This window comes from Spirosoma pollinicola (assembly GCF_002831565.1).
Classification (GTDB): domain Bacteria; phylum Bacteroidota; class Bacteroidia; order Cytophagales; family Spirosomataceae; genus Spirosoma; species Spirosoma pollinicola.
Genome location: NZ_CP025096.1, coordinates 6592978 through 6616113, shown reverse-complemented (window position 1 = coordinate 6616113; position 23136 = coordinate 6592978). Strand labels below are relative to the sequence as shown.

Sequence of the window (23136 nt, the reverse complement as noted above, 5' to 3'; positions counted from 1 at the left end):
TTTGATGAATGGAAAATGTATGATGAATAATGAACAATGATCGAGTAATGTGAAACCTGGCCCCTGTCAGAGAAGCCATCATTTCACATTATTCATTACGCATTTTCCATTAAACCTCTTGGATCGGTTACTACGCCCGTAACGGCGGCAGCGGCTGCTACCAGCGGACTTGCCAACAGCGTGCGTGCGCCTGGCCCCTGACGACCTTCGAAGTTGCGGTTTGAGGTAGAAACAGCGTATTTGCCCGCTGGAACCTTGTCTTCATTCATAGCCAGACAAGCCGAACAACCCGGCTGACGCAATTCGAAACCAGCCTGCGTCAGGACGTCCAGAATGCCTTCTTCCTGAATTTGTTTCTCAACAATGTGCGACCCCGGTACTAACCAGGCCGTAATGTTGTCGGCTTTTTGGCGACCTTTCACAATCGACGCAAACGCCCGAAAGTCTTCAATCCGGCCATTGGTGCAACTGCCCAGGAATACAAAATCGACGGGTTTGCCAATCATGGATTCGTTTTCGGCGAAGCCCATGTATTGAAGCGATTTTTTATAACTAGCCGAACCGTCTTTCACACTGTCGGCGGTTGGAATCTGGTGCGTAACACCGGTACCCAGACCTGGATTTGTTCCGTAGGTAATCTGTGGCTCAATATCGGCTGCGTCGAAGGTTAGATCCAGATCGAACGTAGCGCCTTCATCGGTTTTGAGCGATAGCCAGTACGGAACGAGTTTGTTCCACTGTTCACCTTTAGGCGACAGTTCGCGGCCTTTCAGGTAGTCGAGCGTGGTTTGGTCAGGAGCAATCATACCGCCCCGTGCACCCATCTCGATGGTCATGTTACAAACCGTCATACGGCCTTCCATGCTCATATTCTCAAATACTTCGCCGGCATATTCCACAAAGTATCCTGTGGCTCCGCTGGCAGAAGTTTGCGAAATGATGTATAGAATCACGTCTTTGGGTAGTACCGCTTTGCCCGGCTTTCCATTAACGGTAATCCGCATTTTCTTTGGTTTCGGTTGCATGATGCACTGGGTTGCCAGAACCATTTCTACTTCCGACGTACCAATACCGAACGCAATAGCGCCAAACGCGCCGTGTGTTGAGGTGTGCGAGTCACCACAAACGATAGTCATACCGGGTAATGTAATCCCGTTTTCGGGGCCAACTACGTGTACGATACCGTTTTTGATGTGACCAAGACCCCAATGTGAAATGCCATAATGAGCGGCATTACGCTCCAGTGCCGCCAACTGGTTGGCCGACATTGGGTCGGCAACGGGTAAGTGCTGGTTGAGCGTTGGGGTGTTGTGATCGGCAGTAGCAAAGGTGCGTTCGGGAAACAGTACCGTTGCGCCACGACCTTCGAGACCCAAAAACGCCACCGGGCTCGTTACTTCGTGAATAAAATGGCGGTCGATGAATAGCACGTCCGGGCCATCTTTAACTTGCCGGATGACGTGTGCATCCCAGACTTTATCAAACAGGGTTGTTGGGGTACTCATAACTATAGAGGGTAACTAGTAACTGTATGTTTCTTAGTACTTTCTGGCTATCGCAGGGATAGGGAGAGGTGGCTACAAAATTGATAAATCTATTTGACTGATGCATCCCGGCATTCGTCCAGTAAATAGCGATTTTAGTCCAAAATGTTTGTTTGGTTGTAAAACCGTATTTGTATCAGACAGCATCCCTTCTGTCTGGCTGGCCGATGAAACTAAGTAGGCGAATTATGAATTTATCAGTAACTAACGTTTTTGCCTAACGGCCAGACAGCAGGGATGCTGTCTGCTGTCTGATACAATTATTAAAGCGATAGCGCCACCAACTCCCCCGGATGGCCAATAGCCCCAACTGATACAACAATGTATTGCTTACCGTTAATGGAATATGTCATGGGTAAGCCAGCCTGATTGGCGGGTAAGGCGATCTCCGAAATAATCTTGCCCGTTGCTTTGTCGTATGCTCTAAATTTATTGCCACCACCACCATCGGAACCGTAGAGACCCGCGCCTTCTCCGGCAAACAACAGAGTCTTTGTTACCAGCATACCTACCCGGTCCGGCAAGCCAGTTCGGGGAATTTTTATACTTTTTAGGGCCGGAACATCATTCACCCAACTCGGCGTATCGGCATTGGGTATCATCCACTTATGATCGCCGGTATTCAGGTCAATGGCTGTAATTCGTCCATAAGGCGGTTTTACCAGTGGCAACCCATACGGGCCGATGCGGGCGTTACCCATATAGGCCACATAATCCATGTCGGATATAGCGGGAGCTGCCTCCAGACTCATTGGCCGAATAACCGTACTGGACGACACATACAGCATCCCTGTCTCAGGGTCAAGCACACCGCCCTGCCAGTTGGCACCGCCAACGGCATCGGGGAGCATAAGCGTACCTAAGTTGTTAGGCGGGTCGTATTTACTAATGGGCGTATAAAGGGGGCCCTTTTTATAGTGGCTGACAATTTTTAAGGCCGCTTTTTTTAACTCCGGTGTAAAGTCTACCAGAATATCATCTGAATACCCTTGCCGGTCGAAGGGGGCTGGTCTTGTCGGGAAAGGCTGCGTGGGCGAGGTCCATTCGCCTTTTACATCACTCTGGGGTACGGGCCGTTCCTCAATGGGCCAAACGGGTTTGCCCGTAACCCGATCAAAGACAAAGGCAAAGGCCTGTTTGGTAACCTGAACAACCGCCTTTATGGCCTTCCCATCAACGGTAATATTAGCCAGAATGGGTGGCGCTGGTAGGTCATAATCCCAGATGTCGTGGTGAATCAATTGATAATGCCAGACTTTTTTACCCGTTTTGGCATCCAGACAAACCAGACTCTGCGAAAACAAATTATTGCCGGGGCGATGCCCACCGTAGAAATCACCCGTTGCGGCTTCCAGTGGCAAATACACATAGCCCAATTCCGGGTCTGCCGTTAGGGGTGCCCAGGCTCCGGCGTTTCCGGTGTATTGCCAACTGTCCTTTTCCCAAGTTTCGTTACCTGCTTCGCCTTGTTGGGGTATGGTATGAAAAATCCAGAGTTGTTTCCCGGTTCTCACATCATAACCCATGATATCTCCTCTGGCCTGCTTTTTCGAGACAGGAGCCAAACCCACCGGAAAACTTGCACCCATAATAATGACATCATTGACAATAATGGGGGGAGAAGTAGAACCGATAGTTGTCGTAATTGGATCAACGGACTGATCGAGTCCCTTTTTTAAATCTACGATTCCGTTATCACCAAAATCGGAGATCAAATGCCCGGTTTGCGCGTCTAGGGCAACTAATTGAAAACTTGGTGTAATGTAAATGACCCGGTCTTTACCTTTGTCGGACGACGTCCAGTAGGCTACTCCCCGGCCAGAGTTCTGGCGAGGTACGTATGTTTTGCGCTCTTTTTCGTCGAATCGGAATGTCCAGAGTGTTTCCCCGTTTTCGGCATCTATGGCAGCTACCGTTCGGCTTAAACCAGCCGTGGTATACAAGATGCCATTCACCATCAGGGGGGTAGACTTGAAATAAAACTCCGGGCTGGCACCGAAATTGTCGGTTTTCCATCGCCAGGCTACTTTTAAGTTTTTTGCATTGTCTTTATTGATCTGGTCTAGCGACGAATAGTTTGAACTGGCAAAGTCGCCCCGATGCTGCCGCCAGTCTCCTTCAATCGTAGTTGATTTCGCCTTGTATTCCGCGGGCTTGAACTGCATACTCACTCTCGATGAGGCAGGAGGAGTGCCAATGGGTATCGCTTTCAATTTCTCTTTGCTGGTGGGCAAGGCAACATCGCCCTCTGGAAAGCCATTGGCATTCAGGATATACGCTATTAGCGACGAGTACGACGCATCATCCAGTGAGTGAGGGTTTGTCTTAGGCATGCTCGATTTGGTTAAATCGAACAGTTGCCCTACCGATTTGTCTTTCCACTTAGCAACAAAACGGTCTCCAACCAACGCATTGCCGCCTTCTGTACCGCGTAAATCACGACCATGACAGGCGGCACAATGTGTTGAAAACAGCGTAGATCCTACTTCAACCTGTTTTTTTGTAAAAACGCTTATATTATCAGTCAACGCGTTTTTTTGCGCTGGCTGCTGTTGGGCTGATAGCGAAGAGCAAAAAAGCAGATGAACAACCAGCCCAGCGAGAAGGGTTACAATTTTCATACGATCAGGATTACGGTAGAGTCCATACGTATAGAAAAGAAATCCCAAGAGTGAATATACCGAATCTGGTAACGCTATACGGCTACCAATAGTTTTTGGAATTATATAACGCGTTTAAGCCACTCGTTTCGGCGTTGCGCCGTACTGCTGCTTATAGGCTTTAATGAAGTGCGACACGCTCTCGTAGCCAATCTCCATACTGACTTCCGAGACGTTTTTGTCGGTGTTACGTAAGAGAAAATGGGCGTGTTCAAGTCGTTTCTGGCGTACCCAATAGCCGGGGGAGGTATGAAAGTGTTCTTCAAACTCACGCTTGAATCCCGATAGGCTACGGCCCGATAAGCGTGCCAACTCGCTCATAGATAAGGGTTTGAGGAAGTACGTACTCATCAGGTAATCGAGGTCTGTTTTCTGACCCTGGTAGATGTGCCAGAGTATGGCCCGGAGGTGGTCTGAGGTGTCGAGTTCGAGCAGATGAAGCAATAATTCCTGCGATTTCAGTCGTAATAACTCGTTCAAAATGGCGCTTCTGGCACCGAAATAAGGTAATAGCGAATCAATAAAGGTCGCGAATGTGGGCGACGACGTGAATGAAAGAATTGGGTCGTTGGGAAGGAGCGTTTGACTGCTTTTAAACAGATTCAGGTGCTGGCTGACAAACTCTTTCAATGATTTCTCATTGACGAAAAAGACTAGGCTTTTGTAGTTGGCGTCGATGGATTCGTTCATTGAGTAGCAACCCCGCTGGAAGAACAGGATCTGCCCTTTATGGACGTGTAGTTCCTGCGTGGGTGAGCTGAATTTCTTTTCGCCTTCCAATACAACAATAACGGCGTGTTCTTCAAAAAAGACCTCGTTCCGTTCGGGATATACGTCACTGCGGTAGGCAACAAACGTCATTTCGGAGCCGTCGGGCCGCTGAATGTTCAGAGACTGAAATTGATTGGCCTGGATAGAGGAGGGGACACGGAGCATGGATTAGTACGCCTATTTGCCAGAAAGTTTTACTAACTCTTGCTCAATTATCACGTCAATCCATTCTTTATTGACAGGTACATCAACTGTGATAGCCTCCCAGAAAAGCGTTTGATCAATACCCCAATACTGGTGAATAAGTCTATCTCGTAACCCTGCAAACCCACGCCAGTCAAATTCTGCGTGATTGAATCGAAACTCATCAGGTACACGTTTGCAAGCTTCACCAATAATTAGCAGACTATGAGTAACAGCGCGACTTTTTGTTTCGTCGGCTAATAAACTATCTAAATCCATAGTAGCAGTTGTACTAATGATATAGCTAAGCTCGGACTGAATGTGCTTTAGGAAGTCAATCAGTCAAGGCGACGTATTCAACTTCATTGGCGACGTGTTTTCGGACTAACTCTGCCATTCCTTCCCAAGTAAGTAAATCAACCTTACGAGCCATTACTTCTTCAAGGTAATCAGCCATGTCCAGAAAATTATGTAGTTTTTTCTGTCCAGGTTCAAACTCAACAACTAGATCGACATCACTATCTATTTGTTGCTCATTACGCACAAAAGACCCGAATAAGCCTAAACGTGCAGCACCAAGCTGCTTCAGTGCCGATTGGTGTGACTGAATACGCTCGAAGGCTTGCTGTTTATTTTGAACGGCTGTGATCATAACGTCGCTAAGTTACACCAAAAACTGAAACAAGTCGGGTTGGTCGTTCAGGTACTCAAACACGATGTTTTGATCGTTCATACGCTGAATGAGTGGCTCGAAATCCTCGCGGTTCTTGAGTTCAATGCCAACAACAGCGGGGCCCGTTTCGCGGTTCGTTTTCTTTGCATACTCGAAACGACTGATGTCATCATTGGGCCCCAAGACATTGAGAAAGTCTTTAAAGGCACCGGCCCGTTGCGGAAAACGGATAATGAAGTAGTGTTTCAGTCCCTCGTATAAAAGTGACCGTTCTTTAATTTCTTCGGTGCGGGTAATGTCATTATTGCCGCCACCAACCAGGCACACGACGTTTTTGCCTTTGATTTCGTCTTTCAGAAAATCCAGCGCAGCAATGGATAGCGCTCCGGCTGGCTCAGCTACAATGGCTTCTTCGTTATAAAGTTGCAGAATGGTTGTGCAAACTTTTCCTTCGGGTACGAGTACAACACGGTCGAGGTTTTGTTGGCATATCTCAAACGTAGTATCGCCAACCCGCTTTACGGCGGCTCCGTCAACGAATTTATCAATTTTGTCGAGTGTAACGACATGGCCTTGTTCCATTGCCACTTTCATAGATGGCGAACCTAATGGTTCAACGCCAATAAGTTTCGTTTTGGGACTTAGTTGTTTGAAAACCGTCGAAACGCCCGACGCTAAACCTCCTCCGCCAATGGCCATGAGCAGGTAGTCGATCTTGAAATTAGAGTCTTTAAAAATCTCCAGCCCAACCGTGCCTTGTCCTTCCATCACCTGCACATCATCGAAGGGGTGTACAAAGATGCTTTCGTGGGTGTCGACAAATTCCATAGCGGCATGGTATGCATCGTCGTAGGTGTCGCCAATGAGAACGACCTCCACAAACTCTTTACCGAACAGCTTTACCTGTTTTACTTTTTGGTTCGGCGTGGTCGTTGGCATGAAAATAGTGCCATGAACGGCCATTTTCCGGCAGGCATAAGCTAGTCCCTGCGCGTGGTTTCCGGCACTGGCGCAAACAACTCCTTTGGCCAGCGATTCGGTGGGTAAGCTCGCCATTTTGTTGTAAGCTCCCCGAATTTTGTAAGATCGAACGACCTGTAAGTCCTCACGTTTGAGGAAAATCTTTGCCCCGTAACGGTCTGATAGATTAATGTTTTCCTGAAGTGGTGTATGTGTAGCCACGCCCCGAAGCCGCTCGGCAGCCAGATAAATGTTGTCGAGGTCAGGGAACATAAACTTCTTCTCTCCTTTTACTACAGTGCTCATAACGTAAAGTTAAGTAAACAACGCATAGGGCGCTGAAAACGTTAATAGGTTATTGGTTATTGAATTATTAACGGGCAGTCAATAATTCAATAACCAATAACCTATTAACTTAATTACTGAAGAGAACTAGCTACGTTCCGGACGCAGTGACCGAACGGCTTTACCAGCCTGCCACATTTCAGATTCACGCAGTTCGGCCAGTTCTACTTCGAGTTTTTCGCGGTAGTCGGGCTGCGAGTTGCGTGTGATGCTGATTTCGGCCTGCTCCTGCGATTTTACCGAGTTGTACAATTGCTCGAAAACAGGCTTCGATGCATCGCGGAAAGGTTTCCACCAATCGAGGGCACCGCGTTGGGCAGTCGTCGAGCAGTTGGCATACATCCAGTCCATACCATTTTCGGCAACCAGTGGCATTAGCGACTGGGTTAGTTCTTCAACCGTTTCGTTGAAAGCTTCGGAAGGGCTGTGGCCATTTGCACGAAGTACATCATACTGAGCGGCAAAAATGCCCTGAATTGCACCCATCAATGTACCGCGTTCGCCGGTTAGGTCAGACGTTACTTCTTTGTAGAAATCGGTTTCGAACAGATAGCCCGAACCTACACCGATGCCCATTGCAATAGCTTTGGTGCGGGCGTTGCCCGATGCATCCTGATATACGGCAAAGCTCGAATTCAAGCCTTTTCCTTCAACAAATAACCGACGTAGCGAAGTACCTGAGCCTTTAGGGGCAACCAGGAATACATCGACATCGGCTGGTGGAACGATACCGGTTTTTTCTTTATAGGTAATACCGAAACCGTGTGAGAAGTACAATGATTTGCCTGGTACCAGTGCTGCTTTTACCGTTGGCCACAGTTCAATTTGAGCAGCATCGGAGAGCAGGAAACAGATGATCGTTCCTTTTTCTAACGCTTCTCCGATTTCAAACAAGGTTTCGCCGGGAACCCAGCCATCAGCGACGGCTTTGTCATATGTTTTGCCTTTGCGTTGTCCAACGATAACGTTAAAGCCATTATCGCGCATATTTAACGACTGGCCGGGGCCTTGTACACCATAGCCGATAACAGCAATGGTTTCATTGGCCAGCACCTCACGTGCTTTTTCTAACGGAAATTCTTCCCGTGTTACAACTTGTTCCTCAACTCCTCCGAAATTAATCGTTGCCATGTTTAATTGGTTTTGTACTCGTATTGTAGGATTGTGATTGGTTATAAATAATACGCCCATTCAGACTCGGGCAGGTACTCGACCAGGCCCTTTTCTGTCTTTCCGACGGCTACACGGCCCGAGCGAACAAATTCCAGTATTTCGTACTTCTTGAGATAACCGAAAAACTCAAAAATCTCTGTGTCGTTCCCGGTTTTCTCGATAACAACGTAGTCAAGGCCCCAGTAAACGACCCAGGCTTTGTATTCTTTATTAATAGTCTCAACATCAAGGGATTTACTGCCCAAGGGGGTAGAAATCTTGAATAAGGCAATCTCATTGTAAACGATCTCATCGTTGAGATAACCGAATACGGCCATGACTTCCACGATTTTACGGATCTGGCGAACGAGTTTTTCGACTTCCTCGCGCGATTCGTGCTTAATAACAATCGTGAACCGGGATACCCCTTTCCGTTCCGTTTCCGAAACAGTCAGGCTTTCAATGTTGATGCGTCGACGGGTGAAAATAATCGTGATGCGGTTCAGCAACCCGATTGTGTTTTCCGTGAATATGCAGATCGTGTAGGTAGTCATTTTATTTAAGTCTAATCTGCGAAACACTGGCTCCGGCGGGCACCATCGGAAATACGTTCTCTTCTTTCTCGACAATCACTTCGAGCAGGAATGGTCCTTCATGAGCCAGTAGCGTGTCGAGCGCGTCGGAGAGATTATCCCGTTGGTCGCAGGTTTGCCCGTCCATGCCAAAGCCACGGGCAATGGTAATAAAGTCGGGATTTTGCAGTTCTACGAACGAATAACGTCGTTCGTGGAACAGTTGCTGCCACTGGCGCACCATACCTAGAAAGTTGTTATTCAGAATAATCGCCTTCACTGGCTGCTTATTCTGCACAATGGTGCCCAGCTCCTGCAACGTCATCTGGAAACAACCATCGCCAATGATGGCTACAACCTGCCGGTCGGGGGCGCCCACCTGTGCACCAAAGGCTGCTGGTAAGGCAAAGCCCATCGTGCCCATTCCGCCCGACGTAACGAGACTGTTTGGTTTGCGAAACTGATAATAACGGGACGCCATCATCTGGTGTTGACCCACGTCTGTTACCAGAATAGCTTCGCCTTTGGTCTTCTTCGACAGCATGTCGATCACCTCGGCCATCCTGATTTTCCCATCCAAGCTCGTCAGTTCTGGAACCGTAATGGTTTCATTCTCGATCGCATCGTATTTTCTGAACTCGTTGCGCCAAACTGTGTGGTCATTCGGTTTCACGAGTGGCAGCAAGGCTTTGAGGACTTCTTTGGCATCGCCAACAACGGGTGCATCGGCCCGGATGATCTTGTCAATTTCCGATGGGTCGATTTCAATGTGAATGACCTTCGCCTGTTTTATGTATTTGCTGGCATCGCCCGTTACGCGGTCATCGAAGCGCATACCAATGGCAATAATCACATCGGCCTGATCGGTCATCACGTTTGGACCGTAGTTGCCGTGCATACCCAGCCAGCCAACGTATAGTGGGTGATTGGTTGAAATAGTTGATTGCCCCAGCAACGTTGTTGCTACCGGAATTCCCGTTTTCTCCGCAAATTCAATCAGTTCGGCTTCCGCTTTGGCAATTTGCACACCATGACCGGCAAATATATACGGGCGTTTCGCCGAATTGATCAGGCTTGCTGCGGTTTCGACTTGCTCCTGTTTTGGTATGCGCCGTGGCCGATAGCTCACCAGACTCTGGCAGCGTTGGTATACATAAGGCTTGGTCATAAGCTCCAGTTGCGCACTTTTGGTCATATCGATCAGAACAGGACCCGGACGGCCAGACTGTGCGATATAGAAGGCTTTCGACAGAATTTCAGGAACTTCATCGGCGTCTGTGATCTGGTAATTCCATTTCGTAATCGGCATGGTAACGCCCATTACATCGGCTTCCTGAAACGCATCGGTACCCAGGAGTTTTTTACCAACCTGACCCACAATACAAACCAGGGGAGTGGAATCAATCAGGGCATCGGCAATAGCCGTTACCAGATTGGTTGCTCCCGGACCCGATGTAACAAGGCAGATACCAGCCCGGCCAGTTACGCGGGCATAGCCCTGGGCAGCATGACCGGCACCTTGTTCATGACGTACCAGAATGTGGTTTATTTGGTCCTGGTAGTCGTAAAGAGCATCATATACGGGCATGATGGCACCGCCGGGGTAGCCAAAAATGGTATCGACGCCTTCGGCCAACAGGGCTTTCATCAGGGCGTGCGAGCCGTTGATGTATGTAGGGGCCGGAGCAAGCGCTGGGGCAGCGTCCACTGCGTGAGCGGTTTCCGGTTTAATACTGGCGATTGCTTCCATGATGTATGGTCAATTTAATGTCGTATTCAGTTTGTTGATTTACTGTAACTCTTCGCTTGTGATTCCGATTCCTATGCTTCGTCCGTTACACAGCCTTCACTCGCCGATTTTACGCTGCGAATGTATTTGCCCAATACACCTTTCGTGAATGGGGGAGCGGGTTGCTTCCATTCGCTTTTACGTTGCGCCATTTCTTCGTCCGAAATGTGCAGGATGAGTTCGCGCGTGGTGGCGTCAATCGTGATCCGGTCGCCGTCATGCACCAGCGCAATAGGACCACCGTCAAATGCTTCGGGTGTAACGTGACCTACTACAAAACCGTGGGTACCTCCCGAAAAACGTCCGTCGGTAATAAGCGCCACTTTATCACCCAGGCCCGCGCCCATAATGGCCGAGGTTGGTTTCAGCATTTCGCTCATACCCGGTCCGCCTTTAGGGCCAGCATTACGAATAACAATCACCTGACCGGGTAAAATTTCACCTTTTTGCAAGGCGTCGATTACTTCGCCCTCGTGCTCACACACTTTTGCGGTTCCATCGAAACGCATACCTTCTTTACCCGTAATCTTTGCAACAGAACCCGTTGGCGACAGGTTGCCCCGCATAATCTGAATATGGCCGGTTGCTTTAATTGGGTTGCTTAGCGGGCGAACAATGCTCTGTTTGTCGAAGTCCAGATCAGGTGCGTCTTCTAAATTTTCGGCGATCGTTTTGCCGGTTACCGTAAGGCAGTCGCCATACAGCATACCGTTCTGGTAGAGGTATTTCATTACGGCTGGAACGCCCCCAATTTCGAGCATATCCTCCATGTAATACTTGCCGCTTGGCTTCAGATCGGCCAGGAAAGGAACCCGATCGCTAATCGCCTGAATCTCATCAAGGGTCAATTCAATGCCTGCTGCACGGGCGATAGCCAAATAGTGCAATACTGCGTTGGTGGAGCCACCCAGCGCCATTACAACCGTCAGCGCGTTTTCGAGCGATTTGCGGGTGATAATGTCAGCCGGGGTAATGTTGCGTTCGAGCAACACGCGCATGGCGGCACCAATTTTTTTGCACTCTTCCTGCTTGCCAACGTGTGTGGCCGGATAACTGCTGCTGAAGGGAAGGCTCAGGCCCATTGCTTCGATGCTGCTGGCCATTGTGTTGGCCGTGTACATACCACCACAGGCACCCGCACCCGGAATTGAGTTTTTGATGACCCCTTCGTAATCTTCGTCGGAAATATTGCCCGCGTATTTTTTTCCCAGCGCTTCAAACGCCGAAACGATGTCTAATTTCTGTCCTTTATAATGGCCCGACCGAATGGTGCCACCGTAGACCATGATACCCGGCCGGTCAAGGCGAGCCATAGCCATAATAGCGCCTGGCATATTTTTGTCGCAACCAACTACTGTCACAACGCCGTCATACCACTGAGCCGCAACTACCGACTCAATTGAATCGGCAATGAGGTCACGACTTGGTAATGAATACCGCATACCATCGTTACCGTTAGTCATACCATCCGATACGCCAATTGTATTGAAGATCAGTCCAACCAGCCCGTTCGCCTGAATACCCTGCTTTACATAAACGGACAGACCATTTAGGTGCATGTTACAGGTGTTGCCTTCATAACCTGTGCTGGCAATACCAATCTGGGGCTTTTGCATATCATCCTCACTTAAACCAACTCCGTAGAGCATGGCTTTGGCGGCTGGGTTGCTTACCTCCTGAGTTAGCGTACGGCTGAAACGGTTTAATTCGGTAGTTGGCTGTTCAGTAATCATAATTAACATTTAGCGAAATTTCGCTGGTAGTGTAATAACGCCGTAAATTAAGGCTATGTTTCCCGTAAAGGCAAGAAAAACCAGATTATTTGTTCTGTAAAACGAGCCTGTATTAATTTTGAGATATGACAACTGAAACCACTTCCCATTACGACCACCTGGAACAAATGTCGGTACACGACTTGCTGGTCAATATAAACAGTGAAGACAAGACAGTGCCCCTGGCCGTGGAGCGATCAATCCCACAGATCGAGGCTCTGGTTTCGCACATAGTTGACCGTATGCGCGAAGGTGGCCGACTCATTTATATCGGGGCTGGAACCAGTGGCCGGCTGGGCGTTGTGGATGCATCCGAATGCCCGCCAACCTACGGCGTGCCGCATGATCTGGTCATTGGGCTGATGGCTGGTGGCGATGGGGCTATTCGGAAAGCCGTTGAATACGCTGAAGATGATGCCGAACAAGCCTGGAAAGATATTGCGCCTTACCAGCCTAACGAGAATGATACAGTTATTGGTATTGCCGCTTCTGGCCGGACGCCATACGTTATTGGTGGCTTGAACGAAGCTCGGAAAGCTGGTCTCTTGACGGGTTGTATTGTTTGCAATGCGGGCTCGGCGGTGGCACAGGCGGCTGAATTTCCTGTAGAGGTTGTTACAGGCCCGGAATTCGTTACGGGCAGCACGCGAATGAAAGCTGGAACGGCACAGAAGCTGGTTTTGAACATGATTTCGACGTCAGTCATGATTCAGTTGGGCCGTGTAAAGGGTAATAAAATGGTTGATATGATGCTCACCAATATCAAGTTACAGGATCGCGCGGCCAAGATGGTTATGGGCGAAATTGGCGTTGACCGGGAACAGGCCCAAGCCTTGCTGGCTAAATTCGGCAACGTGCGTGGCGCTATTGACGGGTTTGCACAGATGAGGTAATTTCTGTACAACGTTAGCTGGCGCGAGCATTTGCTCGTGCCTATCCATAATGCAGGCATTCGCCTGCCCCAGCAAATGCTGGGTAAGATTATAGACACGAGTAAATGCTCGTGCCAGTATACTCAGTAAGTACACAAGATTATGAATTTACTGAAATACCCGTTCGACCTGCTCGTTCTTTAGCCTGCCCGAAAGTAGCCAGTAACTTCCCTATTTCGGCCAGGCAGCGGATCAGAGAATAACAGCTTACTGTTGGTATGGCTTTAGCAGCTAGTTTCGGCTGGGCATGGTTGTCTAGCACCAGATGCCACCCTGTTTGGTTTTGGTCGGGGAAATGTTGGAACGTATAATCGTGTATTCGCTTGAACCACTTGAGGCAATCGGGGTGTCGTGTGTGTTCATACCCTTTGACGAGGGCTGCCAGCGCTTCCACCTGAACCCACGCCCACTTCTGTTGCCAATCGGGGAAGATATGGGCCTGTTGTTTAAAATCGACATACTGGTTCAAACCGGCATGGGTTTCGTCCCAGGCTTGCTCGCAAAGACGCAGACACCACGAAACGACCTGAGCCGCCAGTCGACGGTTGTTAACAATAGTCCCAGTTTTGACCGATGCCCCATCGGTATAAAAATCAAACAGATAACTGGCCGTTTGAAACGTGAGACCAACGTTCAAACGTCGGCCTTCGGGAGTATTCATGAAGGAACCTTCGGGCAGAATAGACTCACGGAGCGTATCCGTCCGCCTGTCCATAAACTCGTGCAAAATATCCTGCAAAGCCAGGTCGATATGTTGTTTCCAGGCATCTTCAGCCAGTAAAGGCTGCATCTCCAACACCATTTTGAGGATGGCTACCGCTTCGCTTAACTGCCTAACCTGCTGAATACCACCTAACGTATTGATTTGTTCGGCGCGGATATTAGCTCGGCGTTGCAATAGGGTGGAGAAGGTTTGTTTGGCCAGCATTGCCCATTCATCCTGATTGGTTGCGCGGTGCATTTGGGCATACGCCCTAATGACAAAGCTATCCGGGATGAAGTTTATTGATTGGGCAAGGGCTCGCCCGCGTCGGTCAAGTTGCGCATAACAGGCCAGTGAGTCTTCGTGTGCAAATTGGCTTAAAAATGAAGCACCGTGCCGGGCGTGATCGAGCCAGGCTGGCTGGCCATCAAGGGTATTATACAGCCAGGCGAAAGCCCATGTTTGCTGGGCGTGCATGGTAACGAATTTGTCACCCTCTATGGGATCGCCCGTTGCTGTTAATAGATCAAAATAACCTCCACACTGTTCATCCCGGCTGTTTTTTAGCCAGAATGGTGCAACCTGCCTAAGCAGGGCCTGCTGATAGTTAGCGGAGAGTTTTTGAAAATCGAGCACGATATAAAGATAGGGACATCGCCGGGCTTGCGCACAAGATGAAACGGATTGAGCGGATCAAAACGGAATTTTATCTATTTATCCGTTTTAACCCGCTCAATCCGTTTCATCTTGTACGCAAGCCCGGCAACGTTCCTGTAAATTCAATTAAATCAATACACCTTTTCTACTTCGCGTTGCTCTTTGTCTTCGGGAAGAATAAACTTCATTGGCTTGCCTACTTTGCCGGGAAGTAACGCTATATCAAGTACCTGGTCGACGGTATCGGCGTAATGAAAAACCAGGTCTTTGATATAAGACTGGTTGATTTCGTCAATGTCCTTCCGGTTTTTTGAGCATAAGATAAGCTCCTTAATGCCAGCCCGGTTGGCAGCCAGAATTTTCTCTTTAATACCACCTACCGGCAATACCTTACCCCGTAACGTCACCTCACCGGTCATTGCAAGATATGGTTTTACTTTACGCTGGGTATATATGGAGGTCATCGAAGTCAGCATCGTAATCCCTGCTGAAGGGCCATCTTTTGGGACAGCACCTGCCGGAATGTGAATATGCAGATCATAATGACTGAATATCCGGTAGTCGATGCCCAAATCATCGGCATGGGCCTTCAGATAAGACAGGGCCGTAATGGCCGACTCTTTCATTACATCGCCAAGTTGCCCCGACAGAGTAAGCACACCTTTACCACGGCTCAGGCTGGATTCAATGAGCAGAATTTCGCCCCCAACTTGTGTCCAGGCAAGACCCGTAACGATACCGGCAAGGTCATCATCAGCATACAGTTCTTTGTCGAAAATTTCGGCGCCCAGCATTTTAGGAATATCCGAAACCTTAATGGTATGGTTGTATTCCTCTTCCATCGCAATGTTCTTAGCGACTTTTCGGATTAGGGCACCAATTTTCTGTTCTAGATTTCGAACGCCTGATTCACGCGTGTAACCCTCAATAATACGCAAAACGGCTTTATCTTCAAATATCAAGTCTTTAGGTTTCAAGCCATGATCTTTGCGTTGCTTAGGAATCAGGTATTTTTTAGCAATCTGGACTTTCTCTTCAACGGTATAGCCCGCAATGTCGATAATTTCCATCCGGTCGCGCAGGGCGGGGTGGATCGTATCAAGTGAGTTGGCCGTAGCAATGAACAATACCCGCGAGAGATCAAACTCGGTTTCGAGGTAGTTGTCCATGAACGTCGAATTCTGTTCAGGGTCTAACACTTCAAGCAAAGCTGAGGATGGATCCCCCCGAAAATCGGAACTAACCTTATCAATTTCGTCCAGAATGAACACAGGGTTGGCCGTGCCGCACTTACGAATATTCTGAATGATTTTGCCCGGCATAGCGCCGATGTATGTTTTACGGTGACCGCGAATTTCGGCTTCATCATGAACGCCACCCAGGGCCATTCGGCTGTATTTACGGCCTAGTGCTTTCGCTACCGATTTCCCGAGCGAGGTTTTACCCACACCCGGAGGGCCGTAGAGGCACAAAATCGGGGCTTTCATGTCGTTTTTTAGTTTCAGAACGGCGAGGTACTCAATAATCCGCTCTTTCACTTTTTCCAGACCGAAATGATCTGCATCCAGAATTTTCTGAGCCCGTTTCAGGTCAAAATTGTCTTTAGTATATTCGTTCCAGGGCAAATCGACCATTAACTCAACGTAGTTCATGGTTACCGGGTATTCCGGTGCCATAGGGTTAATGCGTTGAAGTTTTGTGAGTTCTTTGTCGAAATGGGAGCGTACTTCTTTAGGCCATTTTTTACGGTCGGCTTTAATGCGTAGCTCATCAATTTCGCGGTCAGGATTCTCCATTCCCAATTCATCCTGCAAAACTTTCATCTGCTGGCGCAGATAATAATCCCGTTGTTGCTGGTCAAGGTCTGATGACGCTTTGGACTGTATTTCGCGTTTGAGTTCAAGCAATTGCACCTCCCGAAGCATGAATTCCAGCAACAAGTTTGCCTGCTGATTGCCTTCAAGTAGTTCCAAAAGCCGTTGTTTATCAGACACATCCGCGTTTACATTCGATGACAGGAAGTGCAGTAAGAAGGTTGGGCTTTCAATATTATCGAGCGCAATGCGGGCTTCCTGCGGAATTTCAGGATTCAGTCGCAGCATCTTATAGGCAGCGTCTTTCAGCGATTGCAAAAGCGCTTTACCTTCTTTCTTATTTACGTTTGTAAATGAGTCATCGATCTGGCGAACCTGAGCTGTCATAAATGGCTCTTCCTGTGTGATCTGCTGAATCTCAAATCGTTTCTTGCCCTGAATGATGATCGTAATATTACCATCGGGCAGCGTGATCATTTTAATAATATAGGCTACTGTCCCGAATCGGTAGAGATCGTCGGCGGTGGGTTCGTCTTTCTGCTGATTTAACTGCGCCACTACACCAATAATCCGGTTGCCTTTATACGCTTTCTTAACTAATCGTATTGACTTGGACCGCCCAACAGTAACTGGAATGACCATACCTGGAAACAGGACAGTATTCCGAACGGGTAAAATGGGTAGGTTTGCAGGTAATTCGTAATCATCATCTAACCCCTCCGGCGACCCAAGCGGTACAATTTCCAAATTGTCCGAGTCAAAATCGGTCATCAACAAACGGGTAGCTAAATCTTGTTCTGAATGCATAAGTACACTGCCAGACTGGCAGCATTGAATATTTGGTACCTAAACTATAGGAAAGGCAAGGGAAACGAGGTATTCGCAAGGTCCGTGCCACAGTCAATTTCTATGACGATCTGACGGACTAATCGTTACAACTACAAAATTAACGAATTAGGGTGCTTAGTGACCTAAAAATTTATTAATCGACCCAAATGTCCTGAATCGACTGGTTTTTACGGAAGACAAACGTTTTTTTATGCCCTTGATATTGAACGTTAACCATATTTACCTGATCGTCAAACATTTCCATCAATACGTTCTGTTTTAATGATCCGCCCTTAAAAGGTTCATTATAAGGCATTTCAAGGTAAATCCAGTGTGCATCGGTTTCCACTTCGTAGCCTATGTACTTAATGGGTTTAGCCTGCTTCTGAGCATTCGCATACGAAAAATGGGCCTGAACATATTTTTCAATCAACTGGTCATTTTTGCCTGGTCCGTTCAGGTTTACTTTACTTTTCGTTGCTTCTGCCAGTGCCTTTTCAAAATCATCGGTAAATATCCGAATGCTTATTTCAAACGTCCGCTCTTTAGGGTCATACTGCATCTGGGTTACGCTGGCGTGGAAGTCGTGTGCGGACATACTCGCCGATAGCAAGCCCGTTATACAAACTAAAAAGCCTGCTCGAATCAGTGAATTAAACATAGATGAAGTGCAAGAAGAGGGTTGTAGAGATAAGGAAGAGTTTCCTTTGCTTCTACAATCCTCTTCTTGTTTTGGGCAAAAAGGGTCTTAAAAAACAGCTTTTAAAACGTCGTTGAAAATAGCAAATGCCATTAGTCCAAGCAAAATAACCATACCCACTTTTTGGGCTCCTTCCAGAAAACGATCTGAAGGCTTACGGCCTGAGATGATCTCGTAACCCAGAATTGTGGCATGGCCTCCATCGAGAGCCGGGATTGGTAAAGCGTTCATGAAGGCAAGCGCCATTGAAAGAAGTCCCGTAACAGTCCAGAAACGATCCCAAACCCAGACACCCCCAAAGAGATTTTGTGCAATACCAATTGGACCGCTCAGTGCTTTGGATGCTGAAACTTCACCCCGGAAAATCTTACCGAAGCCTTTGATATTATCAAACACAACCTGGAATGCTTTTTTTGTACCCACGCCAAGCGCTTCGCCGAACGTATACTCCTGCTTGGTCAAGGGTAGCAGGAACTCAGGATAAAAACCGATGGTACCATCAGGAGTGGTTGTCATCGTTAAAGTGACTGGCTGTCCATTTCGGTTGATGCCAAGCGTGACAGCTTTATTTTTAAGTGGCTTTACGATCTCGGTAAACTCGTGGTAAAACTGGATCGGTTTATTGTTGATGCTGGTAATTACATCGCCCGCTTTCAAACCTGCTTTTGTTGCTGGTTGACCGGGTACTAACTCGGCCACTTTAAACGGCTCGATAGGCTCAATAAATTGACCGGCCGCTTTCTTATCCGCTAACTTATTGACGAAATCATTCGGAATATAAATATCTTCCAGCTTACCGTTTCGCTCAATTGTGTACGTACTATTATCGCCCAGAAATACGTCAGAACCACGAATTTCGTTGAAATCCGTAATTGTCTTTCCGTTGACTTTTACAATTTTATCGCCGGTTTGCAAGCCAATACTCTTTGCCAGATCGTAGGCAACGATACCGTATTTAGCATCCTTCGCAGCCAGATACGTATTGCCGTTTTTGTAGGCAATGATCACGAAAATCAGGATGCCAACAATAACGTTAACAATAATGCCACCGAGCATAACAATAAGCCGCTGCCAGGCTGGCTTAGCCCGAAATTCATAAGGCTGAGGCTCCAGATTGGTATGGGTTGTGTCGAGTGATTCGTCAATCATGCCGGAAATTTTTACGAAACCACCCAGTGGAATCGCGCCAATGCCGTATTCGGTCTCACCCCGTTTAATGCTCCAGACCTTTGGCGGAAAGCCAATAAAATACTGCTCTACCCGCATGCCAAAGGCCTTGGCTGCCAGTAGATGCCCTAACTCGTGTAAGCCTACTAAAATGGATAAACCCAGAATGAGCTGACCCGCCATTATTAATATTTCCATGTATTCAGAACCGCTACGGCGGACCGTTGTGTTACTATTGAGGGTTATACAATTTTACTTGTTTCGACTTTTAAGGAAGCGAAGTAAACCAATGCCAATCAGGATACCTAAAATAAACCAAATCCAGTAAGTCACGTGCATTTAAAACGTTGAGCGTGGTTGATACGGTATAAACAGTTAAACCAGTGTTTTAATTCTCTCTGTAGCCAGTCGACGGGTTTCTTCGTCAGTAAGTACGTAGTCGTCGTAAGTTGGAGTCTTCATGAAGGTTGCTTTCGCCAGACACAGTTCAATAATCTCTGATATTTCCAGAAAGCCAATCTGATCGTTCAGAAATGCATCGACGGCTACTTCGTTGGCTGCGTTGATAATACAGGGGGCATTGCCGCCCTGTTTGAGCGCATCGAAGGCAAGTTGAAGGTTGCGAAACGTTTTCAGGTCAGGCTGTTCAAATGTTAGCGATGGGTAATCCATAAAGTTGAAACGCGGGAAGTTGGACTTCAATCGGTCTGGATACCCCAGCGCAAACTGAATCGGCAGGCGCATATCGGGCAGCCCCATCTGGGCTTTGATACTGCCATCCTCAAACTGCACCATCGAATGGATAATGCTTTGTGGATGAACAACTACGTCAATCTGCTCAGTCGTCAGGCCAAATAACCACTTGGCTTCGATAACTTCCAGCCCTTTGTTCATCAAGGTTGCAGAGTCGATGGTTATTTTCGCCCCCATTGTCCAGTTTGGGTGCTTAAGCGCCTGCGCCTTCGTAACCGTCGCCAGAAACTCCGACGATTTCCCCCGAAACGGTCCACCCGATGCGGTCAGGATAATTTTCTCAATCGGGTTATGAAACTCCCCAACCAGGCATTGGAAAATAGCCGAGTGTTCGGAGTCGACCGGAAAAATATTGACGCCTTTCTGCGCGGCTAGTTGGGTAATGAGTTCGCCCGCAACCACGAGGGTTTCTTTGTTGGCCAGTGCGATCGACTTACCGGCTTCGATGGCTTTGATAGTAGGCAACAACCCGGCATAACCAACCATAGCGGTCAGCACCATATCGATAGTATCCATCTGCACCACCGACGCAATGGCTTTGGCACCCGCATACACTTTAATGCCCAGTGGATCGAGCGCTGCAAAAACCTGATCGTAGCGGGCTTCATTGCAGATCACGACCACATTGGGTTTCAACTCAACCGCCTGTTCAATGAGCAATTCGGCGTTGTTATTGGTTGTCAATACCTCAACCTGAAACCGGTCAGGATTGGATTTTATCACGTCGACGGCCTGCGTTCCAATAGAACCGGTAGAGCCGAGGATGGCGATATGGCGTTTTTTTATGTCAGTCATTTAGTTTTTCGCGCAGGTATTGAATGTGTCGGTAGTAGTCAGAGGAAAGGGCTGCTTCCAATACTTCACTACTATAATCTACTTTGTGAAACATACTGATAACTGTATTTTTCAACGACGGTAAATTCTGTCGAATAATGTCAAAAATCAGTTGTTGATTAAGAGCTCTATACTCGTGGGCCAGGAAATTTCGGGTACCTGAAAGTAATCGCCATGGAACGGCAGGGTAATCGTTTTTTAATTCTTTTGCTAACTTCTTAGAATCTTCACCAATAACTAATAACAGTGCCCATGAAGCATTGTAATACACTTGGTCATCAGCCGCGAAAAAGTCATCTGCATTGTTAAATGAACAGCTATAAATTGTTATCTTTTCAATACACTCAAGAATTGTGCAGAGATGAATAAAGTTACGGCGGTTATACATAAATGAGTTCCTTCTTTACGTAATATCCAATAATTGGATTCATGTATGCCCATTCGACCAAATCTAATTTTCGATGGAGTTTACGTCTTAAAATACGGTATAACCGTTCCCGTTCCTCCCAGGATAAAGCAACCCCTTTTTCTAAAGAATATACCAAATCAATATCGCTTTTCTCCGTCTCCTCATTCCGGGCGAAACTGCCGTATAACCCAATACGCTCAATACCGAACTCCTTTTGAAGTCGAGCACGGTTGGCCCGGAGCGTTTCTAGAATGTATGTCTGATTAATAGCTACTGTTTCCATCTCTTATGCCGTTTGTCCTATCTCCGCTAACCCATCAGCAATTTTTCGATCATTGGCCAGCCGGGGTACTTTGTTTTGTCCGCCCAGCTTACCCTGCGATTTCATGTACCGTTGAAATGCTCCGCGTGGCAGACTTGTCAGCTTTAGCGGTTGAAGAATTGAGCCTGTGATCAGATCGTCGTAATATACGTTTAGTTTAATAAGGCGGTTATCTACATCGCGGGCAAAGGCATCTGGATTGTGTGGGGGCGTGGCAAATTCCACCAGCCACTCATGATATGGCAAGCCCTCTTTCGGACTAACCATTGGCGCTACGGTAAACTCGACAACTTCTGTTTCGGGGTGTTGCTGCATGGCAAATTGCAACGCCTTTTCTACTTCTTCGCCTATCACGTGTTCGCCAAAGGCCGAAATAAAGTGTTTGATCCGTCCTGTTACCAACAGTCGATACGGCTCCCGCGATACAAACTTGACGGTATCGCCAAGGGAGTATCCCCACAAACCCGCATTGTTGTTAATAATTACGGCGTAGTTTTTTCCCAGCTCGACCTCGTCAATCGTCAACCGGCGCGGGTTCTCGCTGAAGTATTCGTCGGCGGCAATGAATTCGAAGAAAATACCACTATCTGCCAGGAGCAAAAGGCCCTCCTCGGTCTGGCTATCCTGGAAAGCGATGAAACCTTCTGATGCCGGGTACGTCTCAATCGAGTCAATTCGTTTTCCAATGCTGTCAAGCAACTTGGCGCGGTAGGGTTCGAAGTTGACGCCACCGTAGACGAACACTGAAAAATCGGAAAAAACATCCTTGATCAACTTACCCGTGCGCTCTTGAATCCGATCAAAATACATCTGTACCCAAGGCGGTATACCCGAAATCAGCGACATGGGCTGCGTCAGCGTTTCGTCGATGATGCGTTCCAGTTTTGTTTCCCAATCGTCAATGACGTTGGTCTCGTAACTGGGCAACTGATTCGTACGCAGATAGGCCGGAACATGGTGATTGGCGATGCCCGAGAGCCGCCCGATGTTGATTCCCGCTTTTTGGGTCAGTTCGGGACTGCCGGATAAAAAAATTAATTTTTTATCCAGAAACGCGCCGTTTCCCGTTTCATTAATATAATTCAACAGGGCGTCGCGGGCAGAATTGATATGATTTGGAATAGAATCTTGGGTAATTGGAATGTACTTAGTGCCCGATGTGGTGCCCGATGTTTTGGCAAAATAGAGGGGTTTTCCCGGCCAAAGTATGTCTATTCCACCGCTTAAAATCTGCTCGATATAGGGTTTTAAGTCCTCATAATCACGGACAGGAACGGCTTGCCGAAACTCAGCAACCGTCTGTACGTCCCTGAGGTGATGATCCTGACCAAAAGCAGTAGCGCGACCGCCTTCCATTAGTTTCCGAAACCAGCGTTGCTGGGCCTCGGCAGGCTGATACATCCAGGCTTGCTGACGCTCTACAATAAACTTGGCGAATGGCTTACTTACGACCGAACGAATTCCCATAATGGCACAAAGGTAGTGGGTTATAAATAATGTATCATGAGGAATCAATAACCAGTGGCTCACGGCCTTGATTAGACATTATCCGATCTTCATTCTACATTATCCATTTTATTCTCTTGAATAATCTAT

The 23136-nt window shown here is 47.7% G+C and carries 19 protein-coding genes; 1 reads left to right on the top strand and 18 read right to left on the bottom strand.

The window, feature by feature from the left end:
* Nucleotides 1-95 precede the first annotated feature (95 nt).
* From leuC to ilvD, 10 genes are all read right to left on the bottom strand, one after another.
* On the bottom strand, nt 96-1505 hold the full coding sequence (gene leuC / locus CWM47_RS27710; protein WP_100991864.1) for a 3-isopropylmalate dehydratase large subunit: 1410 nt from the start codon (nt 1503-1505) through the stop codon (nt 96-98).
* Between the two features lie 302 nt (nt 1506-1807).
* The gene (locus tag CWM47_RS27705) at nt 1808-4165 is read right to left on the bottom strand and encodes an outer membrane protein assembly factor BamB family protein (protein WP_100991863.1); all 2358 of its coding nucleotides are present in this window, start codon (nt 4163-4165) and stop codon (nt 1808-1810) included.
* Between the two features lie 114 nt (nt 4166-4279).
* Entirely contained in the window at nt 4280-5140 is an 861-nt protein-coding gene (locus CWM47_RS27700; protein ID WP_100991862.1) for a helix-turn-helix transcriptional regulator, read from the bottom strand.
* Nucleotides 5141-5152: 12 nt separating this feature from the next.
* On the bottom strand, nt 5153-5479 hold the full coding sequence (locus CWM47_RS27695) for a HepT-like ribonuclease domain-containing protein (protein ID WP_262512028.1): 327 nt from the start codon (nt 5477-5479) through the stop codon (nt 5153-5155).
* Between the two features lie 13 nt (nt 5480-5492).
* Complete coding sequence (locus tag CWM47_RS27690; protein ID WP_100991860.1) at nt 5493-5810, bottom strand: nucleotidyltransferase family protein; 318 nt, start codon at nt 5808-5810, stop codon at nt 5493-5495.
* Between the two features lie 12 nt (nt 5811-5822).
* Nucleotides 5823-7097, bottom strand: a complete 1275-nt coding sequence (ilvA, locus tag CWM47_RS27685) for a threonine ammonia-lyase (protein WP_100991859.1) — start codon at nt 7095-7097, stop codon at nt 5823-5825.
* 126 nt (nt 7098-7223) lie between these two features.
* Nucleotides 7224-8267: a ketol-acid reductoisomerase gene (gene ilvC / locus CWM47_RS27680; protein WP_100991858.1), complete on the bottom strand. Its 1044-nt coding sequence runs from the start codon at nt 8265-8267 to the stop codon at nt 7224-7226.
* Between the two features lie 41 nt (nt 8268-8308).
* On the bottom strand, nt 8309-8842 hold the full coding sequence (ilvN, locus tag CWM47_RS27675; protein WP_100991857.1) for an acetolactate synthase small subunit: 534 nt from the start codon (nt 8840-8842) through the stop codon (nt 8309-8311).
* Nucleotide 8843: 1 nt separating this feature from the next.
* The gene (ilvB, locus tag CWM47_RS27670) at nt 8844-10610 is read right to left on the bottom strand and encodes a biosynthetic-type acetolactate synthase large subunit (RefSeq protein ID WP_100991856.1); all 1767 of its coding nucleotides are present in this window, start codon (nt 10608-10610) and stop codon (nt 8844-8846) included.
* A gap of 71 nt (nt 10611-10681) precedes the next feature.
* Nucleotides 10682-12382 (bottom strand): dihydroxy-acid dehydratase, encoded by a 1701-nt coding sequence (ilvD, locus tag CWM47_RS27665; protein ID WP_100994083.1) that lies wholly within the window; start codon nt 12380-12382, stop codon nt 10682-10684.
* 125 nt (nt 12383-12507) lie between these two features.
* Here ilvD and murQ point away from each other — a divergent pair, with 125 nt between their 5' ends.
* Nucleotides 12508-13314: an N-acetylmuramic acid 6-phosphate etherase gene (gene murQ, locus CWM47_RS27660; RefSeq protein ID WP_100991855.1), complete on the top strand. Its 807-nt coding sequence runs from the start codon at nt 12508-12510 to the stop codon at nt 13312-13314.
* Between the two features lie 139 nt (nt 13315-13453).
* Here the strand turns inward: murQ and CWM47_RS27655 are convergent, their stop codons facing one another.
* From CWM47_RS27655 to CWM47_RS27620, 8 genes are all read right to left on the bottom strand, one after another.
* Entirely contained in the window at nt 13454-14692 is a 1239-nt protein-coding gene (locus CWM47_RS27655) for an AGE family epimerase/isomerase (RefSeq protein WP_100991854.1), read from the bottom strand.
* A 152-nt stretch (nt 14693-14844) separates the two neighbouring features.
* The gene (gene lon, locus CWM47_RS27650) at nt 14845-17334 is read right to left on the bottom strand and encodes an endopeptidase La (protein WP_100991853.1); all 2490 of its coding nucleotides are present in this window, start codon (nt 17332-17334) and stop codon (nt 14845-14847) included.
* Between the two features lie 175 nt (nt 17335-17509).
* A complete protein-coding gene (locus tag CWM47_RS27645; protein ID WP_240625494.1) occupies nt 17510-18016 on the bottom strand; it encodes a DUF6702 family protein in 507 nt (168 codons plus the stop codon).
* A gap of 87 nt (nt 18017-18103) precedes the next feature.
* Nucleotides 18104-19420 (bottom strand): RIP metalloprotease RseP, encoded by a 1317-nt coding sequence (rseP, locus tag CWM47_RS27640; protein ID WP_100991851.1) that lies wholly within the window; start codon nt 19418-19420, stop codon nt 18104-18106.
* Nucleotides 19421-19597: 177 nt separating this feature from the next.
* Complete coding sequence (locus tag CWM47_RS27635; RefSeq protein WP_100991850.1) at nt 19598-20770, bottom strand: 1-deoxy-D-xylulose-5-phosphate reductoisomerase; 1173 nt, start codon at nt 20768-20770, stop codon at nt 19598-19600.
* Nucleotides 20763-21197, bottom strand: coding sequence for a HepT-like ribonuclease domain-containing protein (locus CWM47_RS27630; protein ID WP_100991849.1), 435 nt, complete (start codon nt 21195-21197; stop codon nt 20763-20765). Before CWM47_RS27630 ends, CWM47_RS27635 begins: the two co-directional genes overlap by 8 nt.
* On the bottom strand, nt 21190-21501 hold the full coding sequence (locus tag CWM47_RS27625) for a nucleotidyltransferase family protein (protein WP_100991848.1): 312 nt from the start codon (nt 21499-21501) through the stop codon (nt 21190-21192). Before CWM47_RS27625 ends, CWM47_RS27630 begins: the two co-directional genes overlap by 8 nt.
* Nucleotides 21502-21504: 3 nt before the next feature.
* Nucleotides 21505-23007, bottom strand: coding sequence for a GH3 auxin-responsive promoter family protein (locus CWM47_RS27620; RefSeq protein ID WP_100991847.1), 1503 nt, complete (start codon nt 23005-23007; stop codon nt 21505-21507).
* Nucleotides 23008-23136: the final 129 nt, after the last annotated feature.

Coding starts and splice junctions, on each gene's coding strand:
- leuC (WP_100991864.1), bottom strand. CDS start 1,505: ATGAGTACCCCAACAACCCTGTTTGATAAAGTCTGGGATGCACACGTC.
- CWM47_RS27705 (WP_100991863.1), bottom strand. CDS start 4,165: ATGAAAATTGTAACCCTTCTCGCTGGGCTGGTTGTTCATCTGCTTTTT.
- CWM47_RS27700 (WP_100991862.1), bottom strand. CDS start 5,140: ATGCTCCGTGTCCCCTCCTCTATCCAGGCCAATCAATTTCAGTCTCTG.
- CWM47_RS27690 (WP_100991860.1), bottom strand. CDS start 5,810: ATGATCACAGCCGTTCAAAATAAACAGCAAGCCTTCGAGCGTATTCAG.
- ilvA (WP_100991859.1), bottom strand. CDS start 7,097: ATGAGCACTGTAGTAAAAGGAGAGAAGAAGTTTATGTTCCCTGACCTC.
- ilvC (WP_100991858.1), bottom strand. CDS start 8,267: ATGGCAACGATTAATTTCGGAGGAGTTGAGGAACAAGTTGTAACACGG.
- ilvN (WP_100991857.1), bottom strand. CDS start 8,842: ATGACTACCTACACGATCTGCATATTCACGGAAAACACAATCGGGTTG.
- ilvB (WP_100991856.1), bottom strand. CDS start 10,610: ATGGAAGCAATCGCCAGTATTAAACCGGAAACCGCTCACGCAGTGGAC.
- ilvD (WP_100994083.1), bottom strand. CDS start 12,382: ATGATTACTGAACAGCCAACTACCGAATTAAACCGTTTCAGCCGTACG.
- murQ (WP_100991855.1), top strand. CDS start 12,508: ATGACAACTGAAACCACTTCCCATTACGACCACCTGGAACAAATGTCG.
- lon (WP_100991853.1), bottom strand. CDS start 17,334: ATGCATTCAGAACAAGATTTAGCTACCCGTTTGTTGATGACCGATTTT.
- CWM47_RS27645 (WP_240625494.1), bottom strand. CDS start 18,016: ATGTTTAATTCACTGATTCGAGCAGGCTTTTTAGTTTGTATAACGGGC.
- rseP (WP_100991851.1), bottom strand. CDS start 19,420: ATGGAAATATTAATAATGGCGGGTCAGCTCATTCTGGGTTTATCCATT.
- CWM47_RS27635 (WP_100991850.1), bottom strand. CDS start 20,770: ATGACTGACATAAAAAAACGCCATATCGCCATCCTCGGCTCTACCGGT.
- CWM47_RS27630 (WP_100991849.1), bottom strand. CDS start 21,197: ATGTATAACCGCCGTAACTTTATTCATCTCTGCACAATTCTTGAGTGT.
- CWM47_RS27625 (WP_100991848.1), bottom strand. CDS start 21,501: ATGGAAACAGTAGCTATTAATCAGACATACATTCTAGAAACGCTCCGG.
- CWM47_RS27620 (WP_100991847.1), bottom strand. CDS start 23,007: ATGGGAATTCGTTCGGTCGTAAGTAAGCCATTCGCCAAGTTTATTGTA.